General features: G+C 70.8%; 17 protein-coding genes. 3 read left to right on the top strand and 14 right to left on the bottom strand.

Translation table 11 applies throughout. From position 1 onward, the window contains the following. Positions 1–130: 130 nt before the first annotated feature. The 8 genes from J7E88_RS32545 to J7E88_RS32510 form a co-directional block, all read right to left on the bottom strand. Complete coding sequence (locus J7E88_RS32545; RefSeq protein ID WP_215187057.1) at positions 131–1,357, bottom strand: M6 family metalloprotease domain-containing protein; 1,227 nt, start codon at positions 1,355–1,357, stop codon at positions 131–133. A 969-nt stretch (positions 1,358–2,326) separates the two neighbouring features. After that, complete coding sequence (locus J7E88_RS32540) at positions 2,327–3,037, bottom strand: ABC transporter ATP-binding protein (protein WP_251023541.1); 711 nt, start codon at positions 3,035–3,037, stop codon at positions 2,327–2,329. After that, complete coding sequence (locus J7E88_RS32535; protein WP_215187055.1) at positions 3,030–3,848, bottom strand: ABC transporter ATP-binding protein; 819 nt, start codon at positions 3,846–3,848, stop codon at positions 3,030–3,032. Before J7E88_RS32535 ends, J7E88_RS32540 begins: the two co-directional genes overlap by 8 nt. Further along, positions 3,845–4,891 (bottom strand): branched-chain amino acid ABC transporter permease, encoded by a 1,047-nt coding sequence (locus tag J7E88_RS32530; protein WP_215187054.1) that lies wholly within the window; start codon positions 4,889–4,891, stop codon positions 3,845–3,847. The genes J7E88_RS32535 and J7E88_RS32530 overlap by 4 nt, the downstream gene beginning before the upstream one ends. Then, complete coding sequence (locus J7E88_RS32525) at positions 4,891–5,784, bottom strand: branched-chain amino acid ABC transporter permease (protein WP_215187053.1); 894 nt, start codon at positions 5,782–5,784, stop codon at positions 4,891–4,893. Before J7E88_RS32525 ends, J7E88_RS32530 begins: the two co-directional genes overlap by 1 nt. Before the next feature lie 14 nt (positions 5,785–5,798). Beyond that, on the bottom strand, positions 5,799–6,998 hold the full coding sequence (locus J7E88_RS32520; protein WP_308307695.1) for a branched-chain amino acid ABC transporter substrate-binding protein: 1,200 nt from the start codon (positions 6,996–6,998) through the stop codon (positions 5,799–5,801). 133 nt (positions 6,999–7,131) lie between these two features. After that, a complete protein-coding gene (locus J7E88_RS32515; protein ID WP_215187052.1) occupies positions 7,132–7,761 on the bottom strand; it encodes a hypothetical protein in 630 nt (209 codons plus the stop codon). Positions 7,762–8,015: 254 nt separating this feature from the next. Then, positions 8,016–10,853, bottom strand: coding sequence for an AAA family ATPase (locus J7E88_RS32510; RefSeq protein ID WP_308307694.1), 2,838 nt, complete (start codon positions 10,851–10,853; stop codon positions 8,016–8,018). Positions 10,854–11,344: 491 nt separating this feature from the next. Here J7E88_RS32510 and J7E88_RS37560 point away from each other — a divergent pair, with 491 nt between their 5' ends. Further along, positions 11,345–11,884: an ATP-binding protein gene (locus tag J7E88_RS37560; protein WP_374196351.1), complete on the top strand. Its 540-nt coding sequence runs from the start codon at positions 11,345–11,347 to the stop codon at positions 11,882–11,884. A gap of 340 nt (positions 11,885–12,224) precedes the next feature. Here the strand turns inward: J7E88_RS37560 and J7E88_RS32500 are convergent, their stop codons facing one another. Further along, complete coding sequence (locus J7E88_RS32500) at positions 12,225–12,902, bottom strand: hypothetical protein (RefSeq protein ID WP_215187049.1); 678 nt, start codon at positions 12,900–12,902, stop codon at positions 12,225–12,227. A 188-nt stretch (positions 12,903–13,090) separates the two neighbouring features. On the opposite strand from J7E88_RS32500, the gene J7E88_RS32495 reads away from it, so the two are divergent. Then, positions 13,091–13,237, top strand: coding sequence for a hypothetical protein (locus tag J7E88_RS32495; protein WP_215187048.1), 147 nt, complete (start codon positions 13,091–13,093; stop codon positions 13,235–13,237). A gap of 391 nt (positions 13,238–13,628) precedes the next feature. Continuing rightward, positions 13,629–13,895, top strand: a complete 267-nt coding sequence (locus tag J7E88_RS32490) for a hypothetical protein (RefSeq protein ID WP_215187047.1) — start codon at positions 13,629–13,631, stop codon at positions 13,893–13,895. A 15-nt stretch (positions 13,896–13,910) separates the two neighbouring features. Here the strand turns inward: J7E88_RS32490 and J7E88_RS32485 are convergent, their stop codons facing one another. From J7E88_RS32485 to J7E88_RS32465, 5 genes are all read right to left on the bottom strand, one after another. Next, a complete protein-coding gene (locus tag J7E88_RS32485) occupies positions 13,911–15,305 on the bottom strand; it encodes a DUF6519 domain-containing protein (RefSeq protein WP_215187046.1) in 1,395 nt (464 codons plus the stop codon). Between the two features lie 87 nt (positions 15,306–15,392). Continuing rightward, positions 15,393–17,615 carry a hypothetical protein gene (locus tag J7E88_RS32480; protein ID WP_215187045.1) on the bottom strand — a complete coding sequence of 741 codons (2,223 nt, stop codon included), beginning with the start codon at positions 17,613–17,615 and terminating at the stop codon, positions 15,393–15,395. Then, positions 17,612–20,857, bottom strand: coding sequence for a putative baseplate assembly protein (locus tag J7E88_RS36530; protein ID WP_251023540.1), 3,246 nt, complete (start codon positions 20,855–20,857; stop codon positions 17,612–17,614). The genes J7E88_RS32480 and J7E88_RS36530 overlap by 4 nt, the downstream gene beginning before the upstream one ends. Further along, positions 20,854–23,724 (bottom strand): putative baseplate assembly protein, encoded by a 2,871-nt coding sequence (locus J7E88_RS32470; protein WP_215187044.1) that lies wholly within the window; start codon positions 23,722–23,724, stop codon positions 20,854–20,856. Before J7E88_RS32470 ends, J7E88_RS36530 begins: the two co-directional genes overlap by 4 nt. Next, complete coding sequence (locus J7E88_RS32465; RefSeq protein ID WP_374196350.1) at positions 23,721–24,083, bottom strand: GPW/gp25 family protein; 363 nt, start codon at positions 24,081–24,083, stop codon at positions 23,721–23,723. Before J7E88_RS32465 ends, J7E88_RS32470 begins: the two co-directional genes overlap by 4 nt.

Raw genomic sequence — 24,083 nt, 5'->3', positions numbered from 1 at the left:
GCCTTTGCCAACGGCTCTCGGCCGCCCAGGCCGTATGCCAACCCGGCTGGAGACACGCAGGGTCGACGTGGCCGGTGCAGGCCGCGCCGAACACACCGCCCGTTGATCCGACACATCCCCTGCTGTGCGGTCACCACTTGTACGTCCAGACCGTGTCGTTCTGCGCATCGGAGCTGTTCACGTAGATCCGGATGCGGGCGGTGTCGTCCTGGAAATACTGGCCGGGCTTCCAGGTCTGCATGTCCCGCGAGGTGCAGCTCCCGGTGGGCGCCGCGGCGTTCGGATTGGTCACCACCCGGATCGGCCCGTTGCCGGTGGTGATGGAGGTGTCGACCTTGTAGATGACCACGCCTGTGGCGCAGGCGTTGGAGTCGTTGTTGACGGCCTTGCGGGACTCGGCGACGTAGGCGGTGGTGGCGCTGGTCCTGATCACCGCCAGCTTGTAGGCGCTGCCCCAGTACTCCACTCCCTTCAGGGTGGTGGAGTACGTGCCATTCATGGACAGACAGGAGACCTGGTTGTCATTGATCCAGCCGAACTTCCACGCGTGCCAGCCGAAGTACTGCGGGGCCGGGCCGCTCATGTTGCCCATGACGTCCCAGCCGCCGACGTACTGGTGCAGCGTGCCGCTGAAGGCGTAGAGGTCGGGCAGGCCGAAGGTGTGGCCTGTCTCATGGACAGCGACCTTGTAGCCCGATGTCCAGATGTCCTGACCGAAGGTCACAGCCGAGTGGATTTTCACCCAGCTCTGCGTCGGTGTGTTCCAGACCCAGGTCACGTTGTTGGGGTCCTGGACGAAGGTCGGGGAGTGAGCGATCGCGGCCGCGGTGCTGGTCGGCACGATGTAGAACATGTCGTAGTTGGCCAGGTTGACGCCCGCATTCGCGGCGCCGGTGAGCGCGTCCTTGACGTAGGTCTGGTGCGTGTTCCAGGAGAATCCGCGCTCCCAGTTGTACTCGTTGGAGTTCTTCGGCATGCGCACCCAGTTGCCGTTCGGGACCTGCATGTCCAACCAGGTCTTGCCGTAGGAGGCGTCCCACAGCCATTGGGCCGCGCCGGAGATCTGGTTGTAGTAGGGGGTGAGGGGCAGGGTGGTCCCGACGGCGTCCGGGAAGTCCACGTAGAGCACGCCTACGCGCTTGGTGCCCGTCGGGTTGATGAACCGGTTGTAGTCGGTCTGCTGGCCCTCGTCGGTGTAGCCCGTCGTCCCCTGGAGCGCACACGCCGAGGTGCTCCCGTTGTACGCATGGGCGGGGCCGGCGGGGACGATGACCAGGGCGAGCAGAGCGAGCAGGGCGGACAGGACGAGTGGGGGCGCTGCGAGGAGAACGCGCCGCGCCCCGACGGAAAAGCTCATGATGTGCCTCCAGGGAAAGCGGTCCGGACTTCGGAATCGGGTGGCTGCGACCTCCTGGCAGGCGGCATGGCGACGCGGCGAATGCCGGAGAAGGGGAGCAGCTCTGTCAAGTGATGCGAGCGTGACAGTCGGAACTGTCGCGTCCTTGAGGTCGCGTCGGATTCCGGAGGTTCGCGCCGGATCACCGCATCGCGGGTCCTGCCTGCCCGTCCGGGGTGGGTGGCCTCCCGGAACCGCCACTGGCCAGGCTCCGTTGGTGGATTCGTTGGGGATAGGATGCGGATGCGGCGATGAGGGCGGAAGCTACTGCTTCGCCATAACATCGCACTATGAACCTGGACATGCGACGCCGCCCGGGTGCCCGCGACGATGTGCCGTTCACCGGCCGGTGGAACGGTCCGGGACAGGCCGCACATCTCCCCTCGGAAGGGCCTTGACGAGCGGATGCCAGACGCTCGTCGAACAGCCCTGCCCCCCGAACACGCCAGTCTGGGCCCGAGGCAGCCCGACGCAGGCGGCGGCCTCAAGGTCTTCGGCCGGCGCAGCCGCTGCGGAGTGGAGCCGCTCGCAAGCCGGTCATGCCCGGGGAACCTCGGCGCGCGGCCCGGAAGTTCATGACTGCCGGAAGCGCGCCCTCCTTCAAGCGCGCCGGTTCGGCGGCGCGGTGCGGGCAGACCTGCCGCGGGAGTGCACGTTCGGATCACTGAGCGGCGCGAGTCCCACCGGTGCCTGTAGCTCGCCCCTTCAGGGGGAGCCGCAGCCCGGAGGTTCAGGTGTCTCGGGCGGGGTGGCGCCCGGTGTGCCCGGCCGTCGTCTCCGGGATGTCCGGCGCGTCGCTGGTCCCCAGGGCGCCCTCGCGGGCATCTCCCGAACGGAACGAAGCGCTGTGCCACGGACGACCGGGACGCGTCGCTGGTGGCGGGGAGCGCCTACTGGCCTGTGACGCCGGCCAGAGCCGCTCGCAGCCGGTTACGAAACCCCGCCCAGATAGGCCTGCGCGACGCGGGGGTCGGCGGACAGGTCGGCTGCTGTGCCCTCCAGCACCGTCTCCCCGTTCTCGATCACATATCCTCGATGTGCGATCTTCAGCGCAGCCGTGGCGTTCTGTTCGACGAGGAGTACCGCCGTGCCGCCGAGGTTGATGTCCTTGATCACCTCCATCACCGCGGCGACCATGAGCGGGGCCAGGCCCATCGACGGTTCGTCCAGCATCAGCAGACCGGGGCGGGCGACGAGCGCCCGGCCGATGGCGAGCATCTGCTGCTCCCCACCGGAGAGCGTCCCGCCCTGCTGAGAGCGCCGTTCGGCCAGCCGGGGCAGCAACTCGTAGACTTTCTCGACCCGACGGGTGAGATCGGCGCCGTCACGGACCAGATAGCCGCCGAGCAACAGGTTCTCCTGCACGGTCAGCGTGCTGAAGATGCGCCGTCCCTCGGGGACGTGCACCACACCTCGCGCCACGATCTTCGACGGAGCGGTCCTCGTGATGTCTTCGCCCGCGTGCACGATCCGGCCTGCGGCGGACCGGACGAGCCCGGACACCGCCGACAGCGTGGTTGTCTTGCCCGCGCCGTTGTTGCCGAGCAGGGCGACGGTCTCCCCTTCGGCCACGTTGAGGTCGAGCCCCCGCAGTGCGTGCACTCCTCCGTAACGGACGTCGAGGCCGCGGATCTCAAGCATGGTGTGCCCCTTCCCCTTCGAAACCGGCGCGGGCGGCATGGCCCTCGTCATCGTCGGCTGCCCGGCCGAGATAGGCCTCGATGACGGCCGGATCCTGCCGCACCTCCTCCGGCGGCCCGTCGGCGATCTCCTTTCCGAAGTTCAGCACGACCACCCGCTCGGACACCTCCATGACCAGGCCCATGTCGTGCTCGATGAGCGCGATCGCCGTCCCCAGCTCCCGGATCCGGCGGACGAGGGCGAGCAACTCGGCCTTCTCGCCGTGGTTGAGCCCGGCGGCCGGCTCGTCGAGCAGCAGCAGCTTCGGCCGTCTGGCCAGGGCGCGGGCGATCTCCACCCGGCGCTGCTCGCCGTACGGGAGGTGACGCGCGAGGCCGGCCCGGTCGCCGCGGAGGCCGACGAAGTCCAGCCATTTGTGGGCCTCGTCGGTGCTCTCGCGCTCGCTGCGCCGGTAACGGGGAGTGTGGAGCACCGCGTCGAGGGCGCTCTGTCTCAGCCACAGATGCGTGCCCGCCCGTACGTTGTCCAGCACCGACAGCTCGCCGAACAGCCGCAGGTTCTGGAAGGTGCGGGCCAGGCCGCGGGCGGCGACTGCCGAAGGGCGCAGGCCCGTCACGTTCTCTCCGGCCAGCCGGATGGTGCCCCCGGTCGGCTGGTAGAACCCGCTGACGCAGTTGAAGGCCGAGGTCTTCCCCGCGCCGTTGGGACCGATGATCGAGACGATTTCGCCCTCGCCGACCGAGAAGGTGAGGCCGTCGACGGCGCGGACCCCGCCGAAGGCCAGCCGTAGATCCGTTACCTCGAGCATCATTCTTCCTCCTTCGCCGGCGCTCCGGGTGCGCCGGGCGTGCTCGCGACGCTCCGCGCAGCCGTGTGGCCGGACTCGCGCGAGCGGTGCGGCCACAGGCCCTGCGGGCGGAGCAGCATCACGACGATGAGCAGTACGCCGAACACGAAGTAGCGGTAGTCGGCCAGGCCCCGCAGCATCTCGGGCAGCAGACTGATGACCACGGCGCCGACCACGACGCCGGGGGTGGAGCCCATGCCGCCGAGCACGACCGCCATCAGGACGAGGGCGGACTGCAGGAAGGTGAAGCTGGCGGGGGAGATCGCCGAGAGCTGCGCGGCGAACAGCACGCCCGCGAGTCCTCCCCAGACCGCACCCGCGACATAGGCGGCCAGCTTGACCCGGTAGGTATGGATACCGCTGGCCTCCGCGGCGTCCTCGTCCTCCCTGATGAAGCGCCAGGCACGGCCGATACGGGAGCGGCCGAGCCGCGCGGCGAAGAGCACCGCGACCGAGACGATCAGTACGGCGGTGTAGTAGAAGACGACCGGGTCGGAGAGCATGTCACCGAGCAGCCCGGGGATGCCGTAGATCCCCGAGGGACCACCGGTGATGTCCAGGTTGCTCGCGACGATCCGGATGATCTCCCCGAAGCCGAGCGTCACGATGGCCAGGTAGTCGCTGCGCAGCCGCAGCGTGGGGCCTCCGATCACCACTCCGGCGACCACGGTCACCACGACGACGACCGGCACGGTGGCCAGGAGCGGGATCTTCAGGGACGTGGCGAGTATCCCGCCGGTGTACGCGCCGACTGCGAGGAAGGCGGCGAAGCCGAGGTCGAGCAGACCGCAGTAGCCGACGACGATGTTGAGGCCGACGGCCAGCATCACGAAGACGACCGCGCTGGTCATCACGTTCATCGCGTACGGAGTGGCGATGACGAACGGTGCGAGCAGGGCGGTCGTCAGCCCGGCCCAGCCCAGCCTTCGGCTTTCCAGCAGTCGCGTGACGGGGGAGGGGCCACGGCCCTTGACGGGCTTCACCGGGGGGTTCTGAACGGTTGTCATCACACGCGCTCCGTCACACGCTCGCCGAGCAGGCCGGTCGGCCGCACGGTCAGGAAGAGGATGAGGAAGCCGAAGGCGAACACATCGCGCCACTGGCCGCCGAGCCAGTCGGTGCCGAAGGACTCCAGCAGGCCCAGGATCAGGCCGCCCAGCATGGTGCCCTTCATGTTGCCGATGCCGCCGATGACGGCCGCGGTGAACGCCTTGAGCCCGATGATGAAGCCCATCAGGAAGTCGATCTTTCCGTAGTACGCGCCGGCCATGACCCCGGCGGCGCCGGCCAGGGCCGAACCGATGAAGAAGGTACGGGAGATGATCGCGTCGACGTTGATGCCCATCAGCTGGCACGCCTTCGGATCGAGCGCGATGGCACGCATCGCCCGGCCCTGGCGGCTGCGCATGACCAGGGTGTTCAGCGCCACCATCAGCCCGAGGGTGATCGCCATGAGGACGAGCTGGGTAGTGGTGATCTTGGCGCCGAGCACCGACACGCCGGTTCCGTCCAGACGTACCGGATAGACCCTCGGGTTGGGGCCGGCGAGGATACGGACGCCGTACTCCAGCGCGAACGAGGCGCCCACCGCGGTGATGAGCAGAGAGAGGCGCGGCGCCCCGCGCAGCGGCCGGTAGGCCACCCGCTCCAGTGCGACGCCGCCCAGGCCGGTCGCCAGCATCGTCAGCACGAGCACGGCGAACAGTGCGGTCAGCGAACCCGAGGGGACGAAGCCACCCGCGGCGCCGAGCATCGCGAAGCCGGAGAAGGCTCCGAGCATATAGAGGTCGCCGTGGGCGAAGTTGAGCAGCTTGATGATCCCGTACACCATGCTGTACCCCAGTGCGACCAGGGCGTAGAACGAGCCGACGAACAACCCGTTCCAAATGAGCTGTGCCATGTGACCGCTCCGGGTTACTTGAGGGAGTCCTGCAGGACGAACGCCCCGTCCTTGACGGTGAGGATCACGAAGCCGCCGTTGCTCAGCGTGTGTTCGGGGGTGAACTTCAGCGGGCCGGAGAACATCCGGAAACCGTCGATGTCCTCCAGCGCCGCCGTGACCTTGTCGCCGTCGGTGCTGCCGGCGTTCTCGATGGCCTCCGCAGCAACCCGCACGGCGTCGTAGGACTGCGTGGAGTACGGGCCGGGGTCGGTGCCGAACTTCTTCTTGTAGGCGGCGATCCAGCTCTCGGCGCCCGGGGTGGTCTGCGGGGTCTGGGTCATGGTGGCGAAAACGCCCTCGCCGTGCTCGGCGCCCGCGATCTTGACGAGCTTCGGGTCGACCGAGCCGTCGCCGATGAGGAACTTGCCCTTGTACCCGGCCTGGCGGAACTGCCGGATGAGCAGGCCGCCCTCCTGGTAGTAGCCGGTCCAGTAGATGTAGTCGGGGGCCGACTTCAGCACGCTGGTGACATTGGGGCTGTAGTCGCTCTCACCCGGGTTGACCGCTGCCTCGACGGCCTTGGCCGGAGCACCCGCGGCGCCCAGCTTGGCCCAGGTGAGGTCGGCGATGTCCTTGGAGTAGCTGGTGTTGTCGTCCATGACGGCGACCTTCTTGGCCCCGTCCTTGCCCAGCCAGGCGACCGCGGCGGCGGCCTGCTGGCTGCCGGTGCCGTTGATGAGGAAGACGTGCTTGAGGTGCTGGCTGACGAGTTGGTTGGAGTTGGCCGCTGGAATGACCATGGGGATGTTCCGCTTGCCGAAGATCGGCAGCGTGGGCAGCGTGGCGCCCGAGCAGTAGCCACCGACCGACACGGCCGCGTTCGCCGCGACCAGCTTGTTGGCCGCCGCGACTGCGGTCTTCGGATCGCAGGCGTCGTCTTCCACCTGCAGCCGCAGCTTCCGGCCGAGCACGCCGCCCTTGGCGTTGATCTCATCGACCGCGAGCTGTGCGCCGTTCTTCATGTGGGGGCCGGTGTCCGCACTGCTGCCGGACATCGGCACGGCCATGCCGAGCACGATGGGCCCCTCGTCGTCGCCGGCGGCGCTGCCGCCGACCAGCCCGTTGCAGCCCGTGGTGGACAGTGCGGTCACCGCGAGAAGTGAGGTCAGCGCCACGACGCGGGACGTGGTGCGGGCGGTGGAGGGCAGAACGGGGAGGGTGGGTCTCTTCACGGGGGCACGCTCCTCTGCGAGGCGTTGCGGGCGGTCACGGGTGCGACGGCCTGGGGATCGATCAGCGGGCGAGACGGTGAGTCGCAGTCGGCTCGGAACTCGGCGCTTCCTTCTGCGGGCCGAATCTCTGCTGTCACACGCTGCGCGCGATGTGGCGTGTGACATTGCACATCGCACTGAAGTGATCGGTCAATGGCTGGAACGCGACCGTTATCCGGCCGGTCTCCCGCCGGACCGCGGACAGGGGTGTGGAACGGGATGCCGTCGTCGCGCTGCCCGGGTCACCACCGCTTGCTGGGCCGTGGCTGAGGGGACCACCGTCCCGCGGGCACGGCGCCACGGCCGCGCATGCCGGAGGCAGCGCCACCGGATCAGACGGCTCCGGTCCGCGGTTCCCCGCGGCGTGGAGGGGTGGGAGCTCCAGCACCGTACAGCCGAGGCCGGTGATCCGTCCGACGATTGCGGAGGCCTCACGATCGTGCATGGAGAAGACGAACGGTCCGGGTACCAGCAGCACGTCGTAGGCGTCGCACGCCACCAGTTCCATCAGCCGTCCCAGGCTCGGCAGCGGCCCTCGGGAGCGCACGCCGTTGTCCAGGTAGAACCGGGGCTCAGGCAGGCCGAGTTCTCCGGCATACCTGCGGAGTGCGGACCGGTGCAGGTCCATTCCCCAGGTATCGAAGGGAAAGCACCGAAGGTACGCCGCGATCCTGGCTCTGCCGGGCGCATTGATGTCGAGGTCCACGATTTTCTCCTCCGCCATCGGATTCTCCGGTCACCAGGGGATGTCATCCGGAGACATAGGGCCTGTCATTCCAGGAGAGGGAGAGAAGGCCGCCGGGTCCATGGCCGGACGAACTCAGTCCGGTCACCGATGGCAGTCCCTACCGGGGATCGCTGGGTAGGGGAGTACCGCACGTAGGGCGGAACGCTACGTAGCGGACGAGGCGAGCCCATCGCGCCCGTACCTGCTTCACGCCACGGGTTGGTGGCCGCGCACCGGGTACCCCGCGGCGACTACGTGTCGTTGGTGGCAAGGGCGTCGCCGACGGCGTGCCGACTGGTGACGCCGAGTTTCTTCAGGACGCTGGCCACATGGTGTTCCGCCGTGCGGGGGGAGAGGAAGAGGGCCTGGGCGATGTCGCGGTTGGTGGCGCCCGAGGCGAGGAGGCAGGCGACCTCCTGCTCGCGTGGGGAGAGTTGCTCGCCGTAGCCGCGACGACCGACCGGAGAGCGGGCTTGGCCGAGGTCGCGCAGAGCGCGCCGGCAGCGGGCGGCGTCGAAGGTGGCCCCCAGGCGCCGATAGACCTCGTCGATCTCTGTCAGGTCCTCGGCCGCACGGTGGGGCGTGGTGGGGATCCGGGTGCGGGCGGCGCGTTCGGCGGCCTGGGCCGTGGGATAGGGGCGGCCGATGCCCTGGAACGTGGCGCGAGCACGGTCGAAGTGATCGCGAGCCCGGTCCGGGTCGTCGTCGCGCAGCAGCAGTCCGAGGCAGAGCTGCAGGTGGGCGAGGGCAGCCGGCGCGTTCCGGCCCTGGACGGCGCGCTCGAACTCCTTGGTCAGCCGCGTGGCCGACGCGCGCTCCCCGGCGGCCATGGCGGCCTCGACGGCGACCGGGACCAGGGCCGAGGCTCTGAGCGAGGGCCCGTCGCGCCGCAGGCTGTCCATGGCCGGGGCGGTGATCGCCCAGGCTGTCAGGGGGTCACCCTGGGCAAGCCTGACCCGGCCGATTCCCGCGGCCGCATCAGCGGTCCACACCGCATAGCCACTCGCGTCCCTCGCGGTGGTGTACCTCTTCAGAGCCTGGCCCCACTGTCCGCGGGCTTCGGCGAGTGCCCCAAGAACCAGCGATCCCTCGACTTCCAGCATCAGGATGTCCGGGACCTGGGCGAACAAGGAGGCATAGGCGTCCTCCAAGCCTCCCCAGGAGCCCTGGTACCAGGCGAGTTCCTGGCGCAGAACGCGGCATATGGCGTCGAGATGCGGGGCGCCGGTGCGGTGGGCGAGGTCCTGGCTCTGCTCGAGCAGGGCTCCCACCCGATCGTCGTGGCCGAGATCCAGCGCTGCGTCGGCCGCGTTGTACAGGGCCCTGGCGGTCTGCCTCAGCACGGACAGGTCCCTGCCTTCCCGGGGCAGGCGGTCGATCAGCACCCACACCTCCGGCTGCCCCATCTGGGCCAGCACCGCGATCTTGTTGGCGCGCACCGTGGCCCGCGCCGCCTCATCGGGACTGGCCTGCACAGCGCGCTCGGCGCGCTCGATCCAGGCCAGTGCCTCTGCAGCGGGCCGCCCTCTGAACGTCGCCCACAGCGCCAGATGACTCATCGCGTGCGCGGCGGTCTCAGGTCGCCGGTCGCCCAGCTCCTCGATGGCGCGTTCCAGCTCCCGGATGCCTGCCGGGTCGCCGGCCTGACTGGTGAGAAGGAGGCCGAGTCCGACGCGGATCTCACCGCGGGTGGTGGCGGACAGTTGGGGGTCGGAGAGGATGCGTCGCAGGACCGCAACCGACGCCGTGTATTCGGCGCTGTAGGTCGCGGTGCGGCTGAGGGCCAGCGCTACGCGGGTACGGACATCCTCGTCCAGTCCGGGTTCGGCGAGGATGGCGTGGAGAAGGGCGGCGGCGGTGCCCTGGTCACCCAGCGCGAGCGCTTGGGCGGCGGCCGTCTCGGCCTGGGTGAGCCAGCCCTCCCGGTCGCCCAGGGCGCGGAAGTGATGGGCGATCTGCACCAGCGGAGGGCTGTCCAAGGCACGCAGGGCCGCGATCGCCCGTTCATGCAGGCGGCGACGCTGCGGACCCGGGATGGTCTGGTAGACGGCCTGCTGGGCGAGAGCGTGGCGGAACCCGTACTGCATTGGCCGGTTCTCGAGCAGCACTGCGGCGCCCAGGACCTCCATCAGGGCCTCCATGCCCTGTTCGGGGTCGAGTTCGGCGACCTGAGCCAGCACGGGTTCGGCGGTGGACACCGCCAGCACCGCGGCGGCCTCCACCACCGCTACGGCCTGCGCCGACAGGCCTCGCACCCGTGTGGTGAACGCCTCCCGCAGTCCACGAGGCACCACCGCTTGGTCGAGCCCGGTCACCGGATCGACCACCCCCACGCTCAGGTGTCCCCGATGTCCCCCTTCACTCAAGGTGATCAGGTCCTCCTCGACCACCAAGGGCAGGCCCGCACTGCGCTCGAACAGGACGCGTCCCAGTGCGTGAGTGGCGCGCGGGCCCAGGACGGCAGCGGTCAGGTCATGAATGTCGGATTCGGTCAGCGGAGCCAGGTGGATCTCCGCGCCGCTGGTGCCCGGCGGGCGGCGGTAGGCCGCGCCCAGGACGGGCGCGCGGGGCGGAAGCTCTTCCTGCCGGTAGGTGAGCACCAGGCCCAGGTGCGGTGGCAGATCGCGGGCCAGGAGCAGCAGCAGCTCGCGGGTGGCTTCGTCCACCCAGTGCAGGTCCTCGATGACCAGGATCGCGGTATCGCAGGCCTCCAGGACCGCGCGTACCGCCCGGACCAGCTGGTAGCGCTCAGACCCGGTCTCCTGCACGTCGGCGGGGGCGGGAGGCAGATGGTCGGCCAGTTCTGGCAGCAGCGGCGCCAGGGCGCCGGCCAGCGGGGGCATCTCGGGGGCCGGCGGCAGATAGGGGCCGACCTGGCGCAGAGCGTCGATGACCGGCCCATAGGGAAAGGGTTCGCGCAGGGGGTGGCAGCACCCGTACAGGACCCGGCCGCCCCGGCCGACCAATTCCCCGGTCACCTCGCTGACGAGGCGGGACTTGCCGACCCCGGCCTCTCCCTCGATCAGTACCACGGCGGGTGGATGCTGCAGGGCGCCCCGCAGCAGACCGGACTCCTGTCGACGGCCCACAAAGGCGAAACCTCCGCCCGCGGTGCGGAGGCTGGGATCGGGACTCACCATGACGCACCCAGTCACAACGGCTACGGGCCGGCGGCTGCCCGTTACATTCCGCATCAAACCCCGCAACCTGGTATGCATCACGCTAATCCGGCGCCGCGAAGAGCAAAAGGACCCCGCCTAGGTCGGATGTGACATTTCACATTGTTCCTGTGGATCCTTTCTGTCAGGAGGTCCCGTCGGCGACCCAGGCGCACAACACACCGGCCGAGCGCGCGGTCCGGAGCGACAGGTCTGCGTCCGCGCATGTCGTCGTGATGGATCGCCGCGGCCACGGGTGCTTTATTGCCCGCCGGTGCTCAGGAGGCAGGGCCGGGGCTTGAGAGCCCACGTGCCGAGCGGAGCCGCTACCCATTGTTTCCCTCTCTTGATGGGTGCGCCTACGCGTTGATCTCCCGGTGGCCGCCGACGTTCTGTGGAGACAGAGGTCCAGGACAACCGGAATGCGAAAGGGCGGCAGCACCATGACGACAAACGAAGGGGACGGCCTGCTGACCGGTCGCCCGGCCCACGTCCTGGCCCACCTCACCCGTCTCGTTCCCAAGCCATGCCCAGGTGAGGACAGACCCCGATGGTTCGATCGTGACCCGGCCTCCGTGGCCGCCGCTCGCAGCTTCACCCGCGCCGTCCTGGTCGAACAGCCCCTTGAGCAAGCGGAGACCGCAGAGCTGCTTGTCAGCGAACTGGTGACCAACGCTGTGCACCACGGGGCCGGCCCCATCCTGCTCAGTGTGACTGTCCGCGGTGCATCACTGCGGTGCGAAGTCACCGATGCACATCCCGCTTTCCCCTGCCTCAGGGCGGCCGGCGCCGACGACGAATCCGGTCGAGGCATGCGGTTGCTCCATGCGCTGTCCCACCGCTGTGGTGTCCGTCCGGCTCGCCGAGGAAAGACGGTCTGGTTCGAACTGCAGGCTCCTGGTGCGACCGAGGCCTCTGTCCCGGCTTCTGTCCCCGCCCTCCCCGGCTTCAACCACGCGTAGCGTCCCTGCCCCGCCGCTGCGGTGCAAGTCGGCTCGCATGACTGCGGGTTATCGGCTCCCGAGATCTCCCCGACAGCACACCAGAGGCAGGATGCTGATCGAGCCACGCCGCTCGGACGCCGTGCCTCCTCCGCGGTTTCACCCACGAGTCGGGGGCGAGTCGGCGACGGCGGACGGTACACCCTCCCGCATCGGGGAGAACGGCTGCCGACTCGGTGCCGACCTTGCTGACGGTGCGTCAGGGGATGCGGGCGTCACGCTCGCTGGTCCGTGGTCGGAAAGGAACTGGCGGGTGTTGCGGCGTTCCCGCTATTGCCGCCGAGCACTTTCTCTTGACCGTTCAGCATTCGCCTACATCCGGGAGCCAGGCGGCCGGATGATCGATGAAGATGTTGGAAATGTAACCACCGAAGTCCGGCAAGTGCGACCAGGCGTCATTATTGCGGCCTGCCGTGTTCACCATGTCGCCGCGCGTCTGGCACCCGACCCGTACTCGGGTCGGCCCCGCGAGGACGGTGACGACCGGCGCGCCCAGGCGTGGCTCGGTGCGGACGTTCACGCCGGTGCCCCAGGTGACGAACATGCCGGGTTCGGCGCCGCCGCCGTTCCCTCCGCCGAGAATGGGCAGGGCCCAGGGGTGGGCGTCGTCGCACCGCGGGTCGGCCACGACGGAGATGTGGAAGTGCGCCTCGTGCGGGTTCGCCCCGTCGTACGGCGCCCACTGCCAGTCGCGATTGGTGGCGATCCGGCCGTTGGCGATGACGTACTTGATCCGGGGATCACGGCTCGCGAGCAGCTGGTCGGCGATCTCCTGGATGTTCAGGCCGTGCGCCGGGTCATGGGTGAAATCCCGGGCCGTGACGATTCCAGGGCCGTACCACGGATTGTGATCGCTGGCCTTCCCCTTCTTCTGGTGTGCCTCGTCGCCCACGCCGCCATCGCTGGCGATATTCCGGCCCGGAAACCGGGCATTGATCTGATCCCGTAGCGTTTCGAGGCTGTTCGCAACGCGAGTCATGGCACTCCCTCCCAGTCGAATGCACGGAAAGAGCGGAGTGATTCGTTCATCTCACTATACGTCTGAAGAGCGAGTGCCACGACCGGAGTTGTGGTATTAGCTCGACGCGCGACGCGAAGCCATCGGGTCCATACTGGCGGTGTGCGCACTATTCTGTTTCCCTGTCAACAAATCGGTGGTAGGAAACCATGGCCGCAACCGCCAGGATTCTGAATATCTGGTGCCTGCGAGCGGCGACCGGTACGGACGCCGCGGTGGCCAATGCGGTGGCCGGACTCGCGCCCTCCGTCGCGCTGAACGACCTCGGCGGACGGTCACTGGAGGACTTCTCCTAACGTCACGTACGAGGTCAACTAGCCCCGTAGTACGGGAGCGGACCGCATGAGCAGCGGATGGATATGCGACAGCTGCGGCCACAGGGAGCCTGTCGGCGCGCGGCGGTGCAGCGAGTGCGGGGAGCGTTTCACGGGCAAGTGGATACAGCCGCCTCCTCCTCCGCCTCCACCCCCACCTCCTCCGCCACCCCCACCTCCTCCGCCACCACCCCCTCCACCGCCTCCACCGCCTCCTCCGCCTCCTCCGCCTCCTGTCCGGCGTCCCGACTGGCGCGCGATCATCCAGGCGGGAGGGACGATCCAAGGGCTGGCGCGCGATGTGCAGCTGCGGACCGAGGTGTCCGGAAGCTCGTCGGGAAGCACCTGGACCACGGTGGTTTGCACGTTCCGCGTGGAGATGTACGACGACTACGGCCGTTCGCTGGTGCTGGTGCCGGTGGAGATACGGGGCCGCGGGTTCGACGGAGCCCTGAGCAGCGGTGACCGGGTGCGGGTCGGCGGCCGGGTGCGGTCCGGGACGCTGCGCGCGCCGGAAGTGCAGAACCTGACGACCGGGGCGGTCGTCAGCGCCAAGCACACGCCGAAGATCGTGGTCGGGATCGCCGTGGTCCTCTTCCTCGCGTGGATCGTGTTCATCATCGTGCTGGTCAGCGGCTGACCAGCACGACGTGCGCTAGCGCCGTTGTGGGATGGGCACCCGCAGGTCCACCATCCGGTAGTCGCTGTCGCCGTAGGGCTGGAGGAGAGCGAGGGCCGCGTAGCGGTAGTCGATCCCGTGCGGCGTCCGCGACGCGGGGCGGCCACTGCGGCTCGTCGGCCATTCGACGTCGCCGGTGAGCACCCTGGCCGGGATCAGCCAGTGGTCACCCCTGCGGTACGTACGGGGCTCGCTGTCGCTCCGTTCGAACCGTACTTCGATGCCGTCCTCCAGCGAAAGCCACTCCCCCTCCAAGACCGGCAGTCCCCATTCCGCGTCCACGGGCTCGGCGGAACCGCCGTCACGGCTGCCCCACCCGGCCGCCCCTTGGTCCCAGCGGCGCAGGTAGGGATGGTGCTCGGGCACCCGGCCGCCGGTGGGGTGGTGCGGATCGCCGGCCGGTTGCGCGTCCAGCAGCACCCTGAAGCCGGCGTGGTCGACCTCCTTGATCGTGTAGAGCCGGGGAGAGCGCTCCGCGAGGTTGTCGGTGGCGGCCCGGCAGACGGAGGCGTCGTCGACGATTTCGACGACGTCGCCGATCTCCAGGCCGAGCTTGTCGTCCCTGCCCAGCGTCTCCAGCTCGACCGAGGGACCGGAGACGGATCTGATCGGGAGGACCACCGAGCCGTTCTCCCGGGACCACTTGAACCTCGCGGTCTCCGCGGTTCCGGCCTGATGCACCTCCACGCGGTAGAGCTGGTTCTCGGGTCCGCGATAGCCGGAAGAGGGAGACAGATCGCAGGGGACGCCGTCGCCCTCGGGGCGGCGGGCCCGGGCGGCGAGCAGTCCGCGCGGCTTGTACATACGGCCGAGGCGTTCGCGCAGGTACCGCGTCGCGCTGCGCATGTCGGGATGGAACGCGTGGGCTTCCAGGGGCATCCAGCACACCTGCCAGACCACCTGGGTCCGCGCGGCCGTGTCGGGTCCGTTCAGTCCGAGGGCCACTTCCCGGATGCCCGGAGCTTCGACAGCGGTGACCAGACGCTCCCACACCCGCAGATAGACCAGGAACGGGCCGTTCGGCAGCCGGTCGCTCTCCCTCTCGGGGTCGAGGTGGCCGTCGGGCTGCTTCCAGTAGTCCGTGCCGTCGCACTCGCAAAGGATGCCGTCGACGTACATGCGTCCCGGTGCCAGGGTGAAGTTCTCCCCGTCGAACGCGTCGACACCGAACCCGCCGAGGGTTTCGTCGTCGGCGTCGGACGGGTACGCCGCCGGCCCCAGGAGGTCGGCGGCCAGGGTACGGAGATAGTGGAGAAGGATCGCCGACTGCTCGTTGATCTCGGAATCGAGCTGTACCCGGCCCTGTTGGGACAGCACGGCCGAGAACCGCCGGGCGGGGTCGAAGGTGACACGCGAGAAGTCGGCGTGCATGGGTGCTCCCTGACTGAAGCGATGGTGGACTTGCCTGTCGTCGGTGGTGGGGCGGCGGCGTCGCGGCCGCTGGTCCCGCGGGTGGGCTCAAGTGGCGAAGAACAGCCCGGCGTCGCATCCGGCCGGTGTGAACTCGGCCAGCCGGACGCGGAGGTTGTCCTCCCGGAGGAGCTGGAACAGGTCGTGCAACGCGCCCGGCTCCGCCCCGTCGTGCGCGCCCCTGGTGATCTCCTCGGCGCACCCGTCGGCGAGCCGGACGTAGTCGGACGTGCCGTACCGGGTGCCGGCGAACCGCAGGGCGACGCGCTCGGCGTCGCCGGAGTGCTCGGGTTCGCAGTGGAAACGGGGCGGGGTGCGGGAGCCCGTCGGCAGCCAGCAGAACCGTACCGAGCCCTGGGCGCGCCGGGTGATCTGTGCTTCCCCGTGCAGCAGGCAGTCCTCCAGCAGGTCCACGGCGCGGGCGCGGACGACTCCGATGACGGTGGTGCGGTGCGCCGTGAGGACGGCGTGGGCGGGTTCACCGTGGGAGCCGGTGAGCGCGGCGGCGTCGCGGCTGGTGGCGTCGAGCACGGAGTCGGAGAGGGCGACCACATTGGGTTCGGGGGCTTCGTCGGCGCGGGCGATCCCGACGGTGCCGATGACGCTGTGCTCCACGTCGACGCGGACCGGACTGTCGAAGATCTCCAGGCCGGCTGCATCAGGGTGCCGCGGCTCGCTCCGGGGGCCGAGTTCCCAGCCGGGCACGAAGGTGCAGTGCCGGATGGTGAGCCGTCCCACGCTCCCGCGCACCTGAACGCTTCCGCCGGTGATCACGAGGCCGTCGAGGACCAGGTGCGGCGGTTGTTTCCTGCCTGCGGCGACGTGGATGTCGTGGACGTCATGGATATCGGAGTCGGTGCCCGCGGCCTCGCCGGTGCCGGAGGCGGCGTCGGTGCCGGCGTCCGCGTCGGTGCCGGTGATCTGCAGGGCACGCGGGCGGTCTCCGGACGGGAGCGGCAGCCGGATCACGGGCCGTACGCCGTCCACGGCACGGATGGTCAGGCGGTCTCCCAGGTCCAGGCGGATCTCCGTGAGGTCCTGGTACAGGTCGTTCCCGGTGATCTCGACGACTGCCTCCGCCTTCTCGGGGTGCCACCGCTTGTCGGAGCGCCACTGGTCGATCGCGTCACTGATCCGCCCGTACTCCCGGTCCGGCCCGACCTTGTAGCGGTTCGGGGCGGTTGTGACGGCGGCCGCGCCAGCCCGCGGGTACTCGCCGCCGCCCAGGTCCCCGGGGACGGCGTGGTGATAGGTCACGCGGATGTCGTGTCCGCCCGCGGGGGCCTCGCCCGGCGGGAACGCGATGCGGCCGAGGACCGGGTCCAGGGCCACCTGTCCGGACCGAGGCCGGTAGTGCCATCCGGAAAGGTCCGCGGACACGATCCGGTTCGGTGCGACCACCTGCCCGCCGGTCCACACGCAGACGCTCTTGGACGGGCCGTAGTAGTCGTACAGCCTCTCCGCCAGGGCTCGTCTCCTGAGGGGGGCCGGGACGTTCATCTCGTCGGCGACGTGACAGGGCGACGGTTCGGGCACCGGTGCGGTGAACAGCGGAGTGTCGTTGCCCAGGACGCTGAAGGTGTACCGGGCCCGGGCCCGGTCCACGCACAGCGCCGGAGCCTGCGTCACGGAGTGGGTGCGCAGCCGCCACACGTGCAGGCCCACGCCGGGGATCCCGTATCTGCCGGGGCGGCGGGCGGATCCGGTGCGGGGGACCTCGACGGTACGGGCCAGCTCGTCGAAGGGACCGCCGACGCGGTCCAGGACATCGACGTGCCGCACGTCGACCAGGCCGCCGCGGAGCAGCCGCCGGCGCGCGTCGTGCGGATCGGCGCCGTAACGGCGGACCGGCTGGGTGACCGCGAGCAGGCGGCGGTATTCCACGGCGCGGGCGGGCCAGCCGGCGACACCCGCGGCGAGGTCCTCCAGGAGGGCGAGCGTGCCCTTGCGGCGGCGGTGCGCGATGGTGTCGGCGACGTCGCGGCGGGGCACGGTGACGGCCGTCGCCCCGTTCGGGGAGCCGGCGCCGTCGGCCAGGGCGGCGGCGGTTCCCGGCAGGAGGCGGTGGCCGACGAGGTCGCCGATGTACGGCACGACCCAGTCCTCGCAGGTCTCGATGAACCAATTGTCGTAGAGCTGCTCCATGTCCTCCTGAACCGTGCGGGCCTGTTCGGCGATCACGGACAGCAGCGCGTAGAGGCGGTGGCCGTTCTCCGCGTCGAGTCTCCGGTGGACGGCGGGCAGCAGCGCGTACAGGTCGTCAGGCGTCATGGAATCCTCCGCAGTACGAGGGTCTCCGGCAACGCCGGGTCGACAAGGGCCAGTTGGGCGGGGCGCAGGACGCGCCGGGTGGCGGCGGCGTCCGTTGTGCCACGGGGCCCTCCCCGGGCGCCGCCCCTGGGCCCCTGCGACCTGCGCATGGGGTCGAAGGCGGCGTCCACCGGAGTGGTCGTGGTCCCGCCGCCCGATGCCTGGCGGACCTCGCGGTATCCGGCGGGGAGGGCCATCACGCAGGGTTCGACCGTGGGGTGGGTGGCGAAGCGGACGATGTCGGCGGCGTCGGAGCCCTCCGGTACGCCGCCGAAGGCGTCGACGTCGAGGAACTCGACGCCCGGCACCGCCTGCGCGACGGCGATGGCGGCGCTCAGGAAGACGGGCCGGCCGAGGTCTGCCGCGAGGAAGCCCAGCCGGGCCAGCAGGGCCTCCCGGACCAGCCGTTCGACCTTGTCCGGGGAGTGGTCGGGCGCCGTGCGGACGCCGAGGGACAGGACGATCCGGACCCGTTCGCACGCCTCGACGCGTACCGGCAGGGCCGGATCCCCGTACCGGCTCAGAGCCGCCCGCAGCGAGGTGAGCAGCAGTGAGCCCGGTTCGAGGGGGGCGTCATCGGCGGCGGCGACGGTGACATGCACCAGTTGGCGGCTGCCGTCGATGCAGCGCCGCGCTTCGGCCTTGCCGACGCCGGCGAACGCCCGGGCGAAGTCCTGGTAGTCGTGGACCGACACCAGACGGTCGAGCGCGGCGAGCCGCAATGGCACCCCGCACCGGGTGTCGTCGGGGCCGTCGGCGTCGGCGCCTCCGGTGGCGGGCAGCGGATTGGTGACGCCGCTGACCCCGAGGGGCTTGGTGACCACCTGGCTGAGCTGCCCGGCGGCCACGTTGCCCGCGGCGCCGCCGCCGATGCGGTACCGGGCGGTGACGTTCTCCATGCCGGTGGGGAGCCGGGAGCCGCTGCGGCCGTCGCCGAACTCGACGGCCGCCATGCCATCGGCCCCGACGCGCAGCCGGTAGGCGTGGGCGGCCGGATCGGCCACGGCCAGATCGGTGGTACGCCGCCAGGTCACACCGGCGACCCGGACGGTGAGGGCCTCCTTGCCGCCGTCGGAGTTGGCCGCCGGGAGCCAGGTGAGCGGTCCGTGGCGCAGCGGGAAGACCTGTCCGGCCTGGGTGGCGTCGCCGCTGCCGAGAACCTCGGTGCGGGTCTCCCCGGCCGTCGCGGGAACGACGTTGCCGTGGATGGCGACGGAGTCCCTGCGGTAGCGGCGGGCGAGGGGGGCGGTCAGCTGGAGCGTGGTGCGCACCCGGTCGTCGAAGGGCGTGCCGTCGAGTCCGTGGTGCGCTCCCGCGAGCCTGACGAGTTCGGTGCCGGGGATCTGGGCGGTGCCCCCGGCGCCGGTGCCGTCGCCGGGGAGGATGTCGGTGCGTTCCCCGGAGACAAACAGCAGACGGCCGGGCGTCAGCCCCTCGTAGGTGCCGTCGAGCTGGATCCGGTCCCCGGCGACGTCGGAGAGGTCGGGTCGGGCGGCGAGCGGCAACCTCTCGCCCGCGGCCCACACGGTGGTGGCGCGCACGACCGCGAGGTCGCCGGGGTCCTCGGCCCACGGTCCGGCGAGGCGCAGCCGGGTGACCCGTACCGCGTGGTGTTCGTCGGCGACGGCGAGCTGAGTGACGTCGGTGACCCGGATGATCCGGGCTCGTCCACCGTCCGCCTGGTGCACGGCGATCCAGCTGCCGGGCAGAATTGCGTCGTAGACCGCGTCGAGCATGAGGACGTCGTCCGCGAGACCGCCGCTCTCCCCCGCCATGGGGGAACCGGCGGCGCGGAGCAGGCTGGTGACGCGTGCGTCGTCCGGGATGGTGGCTCCGAACGGTGTGGCCTTCACGCGGAAACACTGCACGCCCGGCGGGTCGGCGGCGGCCAGGGAGACGGTGCCGAGGGCGCGGTAGAGCGAGTCGGTGAGGTCGGGTCGGTTGCCGGCCACCAGGCGGGGCAGGGCGTCGGAGCCGGGGCCGAGGATGTCGCCCACGGGCGCGGGCGAGCCGCGGTCGTCCCCGCGTGGCCGTGACGCGCGGCGCCCCAGTGCACGCAGCAGCGGATTGAGGGCGCGCAGGATCCAACGGCCTGGACTCTGCCGGTCCGCCAGCAGCGCCTCCCTGCCCGAATCGCCGGGCGGCCGGCTGACCGGGGCCGCGTCGGAAGCCCTGGCGTCGATCTGCCGGGCGGCGGCTCGAATGGCCGCGAGACGGACGTCGGCCCTGTCGAGCAGGGCGCCGGTGTCCGGTGTGTCGTCCTCGCCGCCGGCGATGCGCTCCCGGACCTTGCGGATCCGGCTGTCGAGGGAGGCCGCGAGCGCGTCCGGGTCGTGCAGGACGTCGGCCTTGCGGCGGACGTCGCGCACCAGCCGCAGCAGGTCCTCGAACGGGCCGCCGGACGGCCTCTCGCGTGCGGTCTCTTCCATGTCCTCCTGGAGCGCCCGCACCGCCTCGTCGAGTTGGTGCCGCGGGTCGGGGACCTTCAGGAGCACGGTGGTGCGCCCCTCCTTGGCGTCCAGCTCGATGCCGTCCACGACCCGGACCAGGTTCAGGCGGGGGTCGCCGAACGTGAAGAGCAGACGGTCGCCCGGCCGGAGACCGGGCTGCAGGCCGTCGACGGGGAGCGAGCGCACATGCGCGGCGACGTCGGCGGTGATCGCCGGGGGAGTGGTCTTACGGACCGGGAGCCGGTTCCATTCGGCGCGGGCGGCGAGGTCCGTCGCGGTCTCGAAGGTCTGGGGCAGTCCGCCGGGCGGGGGCGCGCTCTTGACCTGGGAGCCGGCCGGGACGGTGGCGCGCGCGTCCGCGTCGAGGGTGTAGGCGAGATGGGTGGCGGCGGCGAGGGCGGGACGCGGCCGGTGACCGACGAGCCGCCCGAGCCGGATCAGGGACTCCTGCTCGGTGGCGGTGCGCAGGTATCCCTCGTTGGCGATCCGTTCCTGATAGAAGGTCAGTACGTCGGCGACGACGGCCCAGCCGTCCAGCAGGGCGATCGTCGGGTCGTCCGGCTCGCGGGTGGTCAGGTCCGCGAGCGCCCCGGCGTCCGAGCCGTACAGCCGGGCCAGCATCGCGTGCAGGAACCGGTCGTAGGTGCCCACGCGGTAGTTCAGCGCGGGCAGTGCGGGCCGGTTCCGCACCGGTGCCGGGGCGGCGGTCCGGGCGGCGGTGCCGCAGCCGCAGCGGCAGGCGGTGTCGCTCATCGTCCTCCTCGCAGGCGGAGGGTCAGCCGTCCGTTCTCGGGGCGTGTCACATCGGCGTCCAGCCGGGCGATTTCCAGGGCCCCCAGCCGCAGCTCCCCGGACGGAGGTACGTCGGGGCCCGGGCGTCCGCCGTGGCTGGGGGAGTGGAGCCGGCGCAGCCGGATGACGTCGGCGTGCCGGACCCCGGGGACGCTCACGGCGACGGCGACGAGTTCGCTCGCGCGCACGGGGGTGCCGAAGGTGAGGGCGTCGGGGTCGAAGAAGCCCCGGCCGCCATCGGGTCGTACTCCGGGGCGGAGCCGGGTCAGGAGCGCCTCGCGGACGTGGCCGGCGATGTGGTCGTCCTCGACGAGGACGTCGAGGGCCACGTCGAGGGGCACCTGGAGGGCGGGGCGGGTCACGACGTCGTGGCCGATGCGGCGGAAGCGGTACAGGCTCGACCGGACGTCCTCCAGCAGCCGGTGGGGCACGTCGTACGTCCCGATCGGGTCCAGCGCCACATCGGCCTCGTACCAGCTGCCCGTCCAGCGCAGGGCGGCGGCGGCCCGTTGCATGTCGGGCCGACGAGCGGCGAGGGTGGCGTAGTCCTCGGCCGTGACGGCGCGCAGCAGCTTGCGGAACGGCTCGCGCGGTGCTGCCAGCCGTACTTCGGCGACGGATTCGGGATCGGTGCCGCCGGTCGCGGGCACCGGATTGCGTACGCGGGTGACGCACTTGAGCTCCGTCTCACGGCAGACGATCCGGTTGACGGCTTCACTGCCGAGGTTGCCCGCCCGGCCGTTGCCGGTGCGGTACGTGGCGCACAGCGTCGTCCCCGGGGTCGGCGCCGCTCCCGCGCGGCCGTCGCCGAACCTGATCCGCAGCACCCCGTCGTCGTCGGTCTCGCCCACCACATGGCGGTCGCGGGGGCCGCTGGCCAGCAGATCCCTGCGGGGCGTCCAGGCGTGCTCCGGGTGGGTGTCGTCCTCCTCGCAGCAGACGATGCGTACCTGGGGCAGTGCCTCGCGGGGGTCGGGGTTCAGGGCGGCGGACACGGGCCCGTGCAGGGCGGGGTTGTCCGGGTGGACGGCCCGCGCGGCGTCCTCGCCCCAGGTCTGGGTGAGCTCCCAGCCGGTCTCCGCCCCGTCGAGCACGTAGCCGGACCGGGCGCGCCGGGCCAGTGCCTCCAGGCGCCGCAGTTCGGGTTCCAGGTACTCGTCGAAGCGGGCGAGCAGCGGGGTGAGGGCACGCCCGGGGCCCTCGTCGTCGAGCAGGCCGTCCAGCAGCTGCGTGCCGAACAGGCGCCCGAAATAGGCCCGGTCGTCCGGGGAGGGGTTCGCCGCGGCGTGCTGGAGGTCCAGCAGCCGGTCCCGTGCCCGGTCGGCGATACGGAGCAGTTGCCGGGCCTGCGCCGCGGCGACGTCCGCCGGGCGGGGGTGCGGCGCGGACCGGGTGACGGGGGTGCCGCCCAGCGTCGCGACGAAGGGCCGGGGGCGCCCGGGGTCCTGCGCATGGCGCGGCAGGGGCGGAGCTCCGGGAGTCCGCGTGGTCACCGGGCCGGGTACGGGGACCTCCTCGGCCGTGTCCTCGGGGAGCCAGACGTTCTCGATGCCGTGCTCGACCAGTACGGCGTTCCCCCGGGCGACGGCGACCTCGACGGGACAGCCGTGGGCCGTGTCGCGGGACCTGACGCACAGGGGGAAGGTCAGGGCGTCCTCGTCCGCCCAGGCGACGTCGAGCACCTGGGTGCCGGACAGGACGTCGACGTCCCGGGTGACGTCGGTGAGCCGGACGGCCTGCCGGTGCGTGGGGTCGCGGTCCGCCTCGTGCCCCGAGCCGGGCCCCAGGACCTCCTCGAAGACGAGCACGTCGCCGGGGACGAGCTTCAGCACACGGCCCCCGCCGTGTCCCGGGGACGCCTGGTCGAGCAGGGTGGCCCGGGTCGCGCCGGTGTGCAGGTGGTATTCGTCCTCGCCCCAGGCCCACAGGGAGATGCTGTTGTGCGCCGGGTGCAGGACGACGTTGCGCCGCTCCATCGGCCGGTAGACGGGGTGCGGGCTCGACTTGAGCGTCGCGACGGAGATCTCCGGGCTGCTCGCCTGGAGGACACCGTGCTCCGGGAAGGAGGTGAAGGCGAGGGAGTCGAGGTGCACCTTGCGCCTCGCCTTCGTCTCGACACACACGACGGTGCGGGCGGCACAGCCGTCGTGCATGGGGTAGTCGACGAGCCGGGCGTGGCGTCGCACGGAGGTGCGCAGCCGGGCCGTGTCGAGGTACGCCTCGGTGGCCACGGCATCCTGCTGGTAGCTCAGCCGGTCACCGATGTGGGCGAGGAGTTCGACGAGGGTGACGCCGAGGTCGGGTGCGCGCCGTTCGGTCCACTCCGGCATGGTGAGCGCGAGTCGCTCGAGGAGCAGTCGGCGGAAGCTCGCGTAGTCCTTGGCCAGGTAGTCGATCGACGGTGCGGGGTGCCGCGACGGCAGGTGCCCGTCCACGGCCGGGGCATGGTCGGGGGGCACGAGGCCCGCCGGCCGGAACGTGAACTCCATCCGGTCGTAGCGGCGGTCGAAGCCCCAGCCGAGTGCGCGCAACTGGTAGAGGGAGTCGTCGCCCGGCCGGTCGAGCGTCAGGACCAGCCGGTCGGCGGAGCGGCGCCGCGAGTCCGGCTCGGTGTGGTGGCCGACGCGCAGGACCCGGATGCCACTGATCCGCCGTCCGCCTTCGATCAGGAAGCTGTGACGGTCCAGCCGTTGCGGAAGCGTGCCGAAGAAGGACACGGTGAGGGTGCGCCGCTCGGGGTCCACCGTCACGGTCTCGATACCGGCCAGCCCGGCGTCCCGCACCGCGGCGCGGCGGTGCTCGTCGTCGCGTACCGGGGGGCTGGTCATGGCGTGGTCCCGCCGCGGAAGAGGCTGCTGTGGCTCTCGCCGGTGGCCGTCAGCGCGTAGTTCACCCGCACCGAGAGGCTCGACTCCTCCGCGGTCACGGTCAGGGACTGGACGGTGATCAGGTCGCCGAGCCAGCGCTGCAGGGCGGCTTGTGCGGTCATCTCCACGGTCGCGGCCAGTTCCGGGCCGTTGCCGGCGAAGACGAGGTCGAGCAGACCACAGCCGAAATCGGGCCGGTTCACCCGCTCGCCGGGGGTGGTGAAGAGTACCTGCTCGATCATGTTGCGTACGTGGCCTGCGTGGTTGGTCTTCGCGGTCCGGCCGCGCGCGTCGACGCGGTACGGGAAGTCGATGTTCAC

The sequence above is a fragment of the Streptomyces sp. ISL-10 genome, assembly GCF_018614575.1.
GTDB lineage: Bacteria > Actinomycetota > Actinomycetes > Streptomycetales > Streptomycetaceae > Streptomyces.
This window is presented reverse-complemented; position numbering and strand designations above follow the sequence as displayed.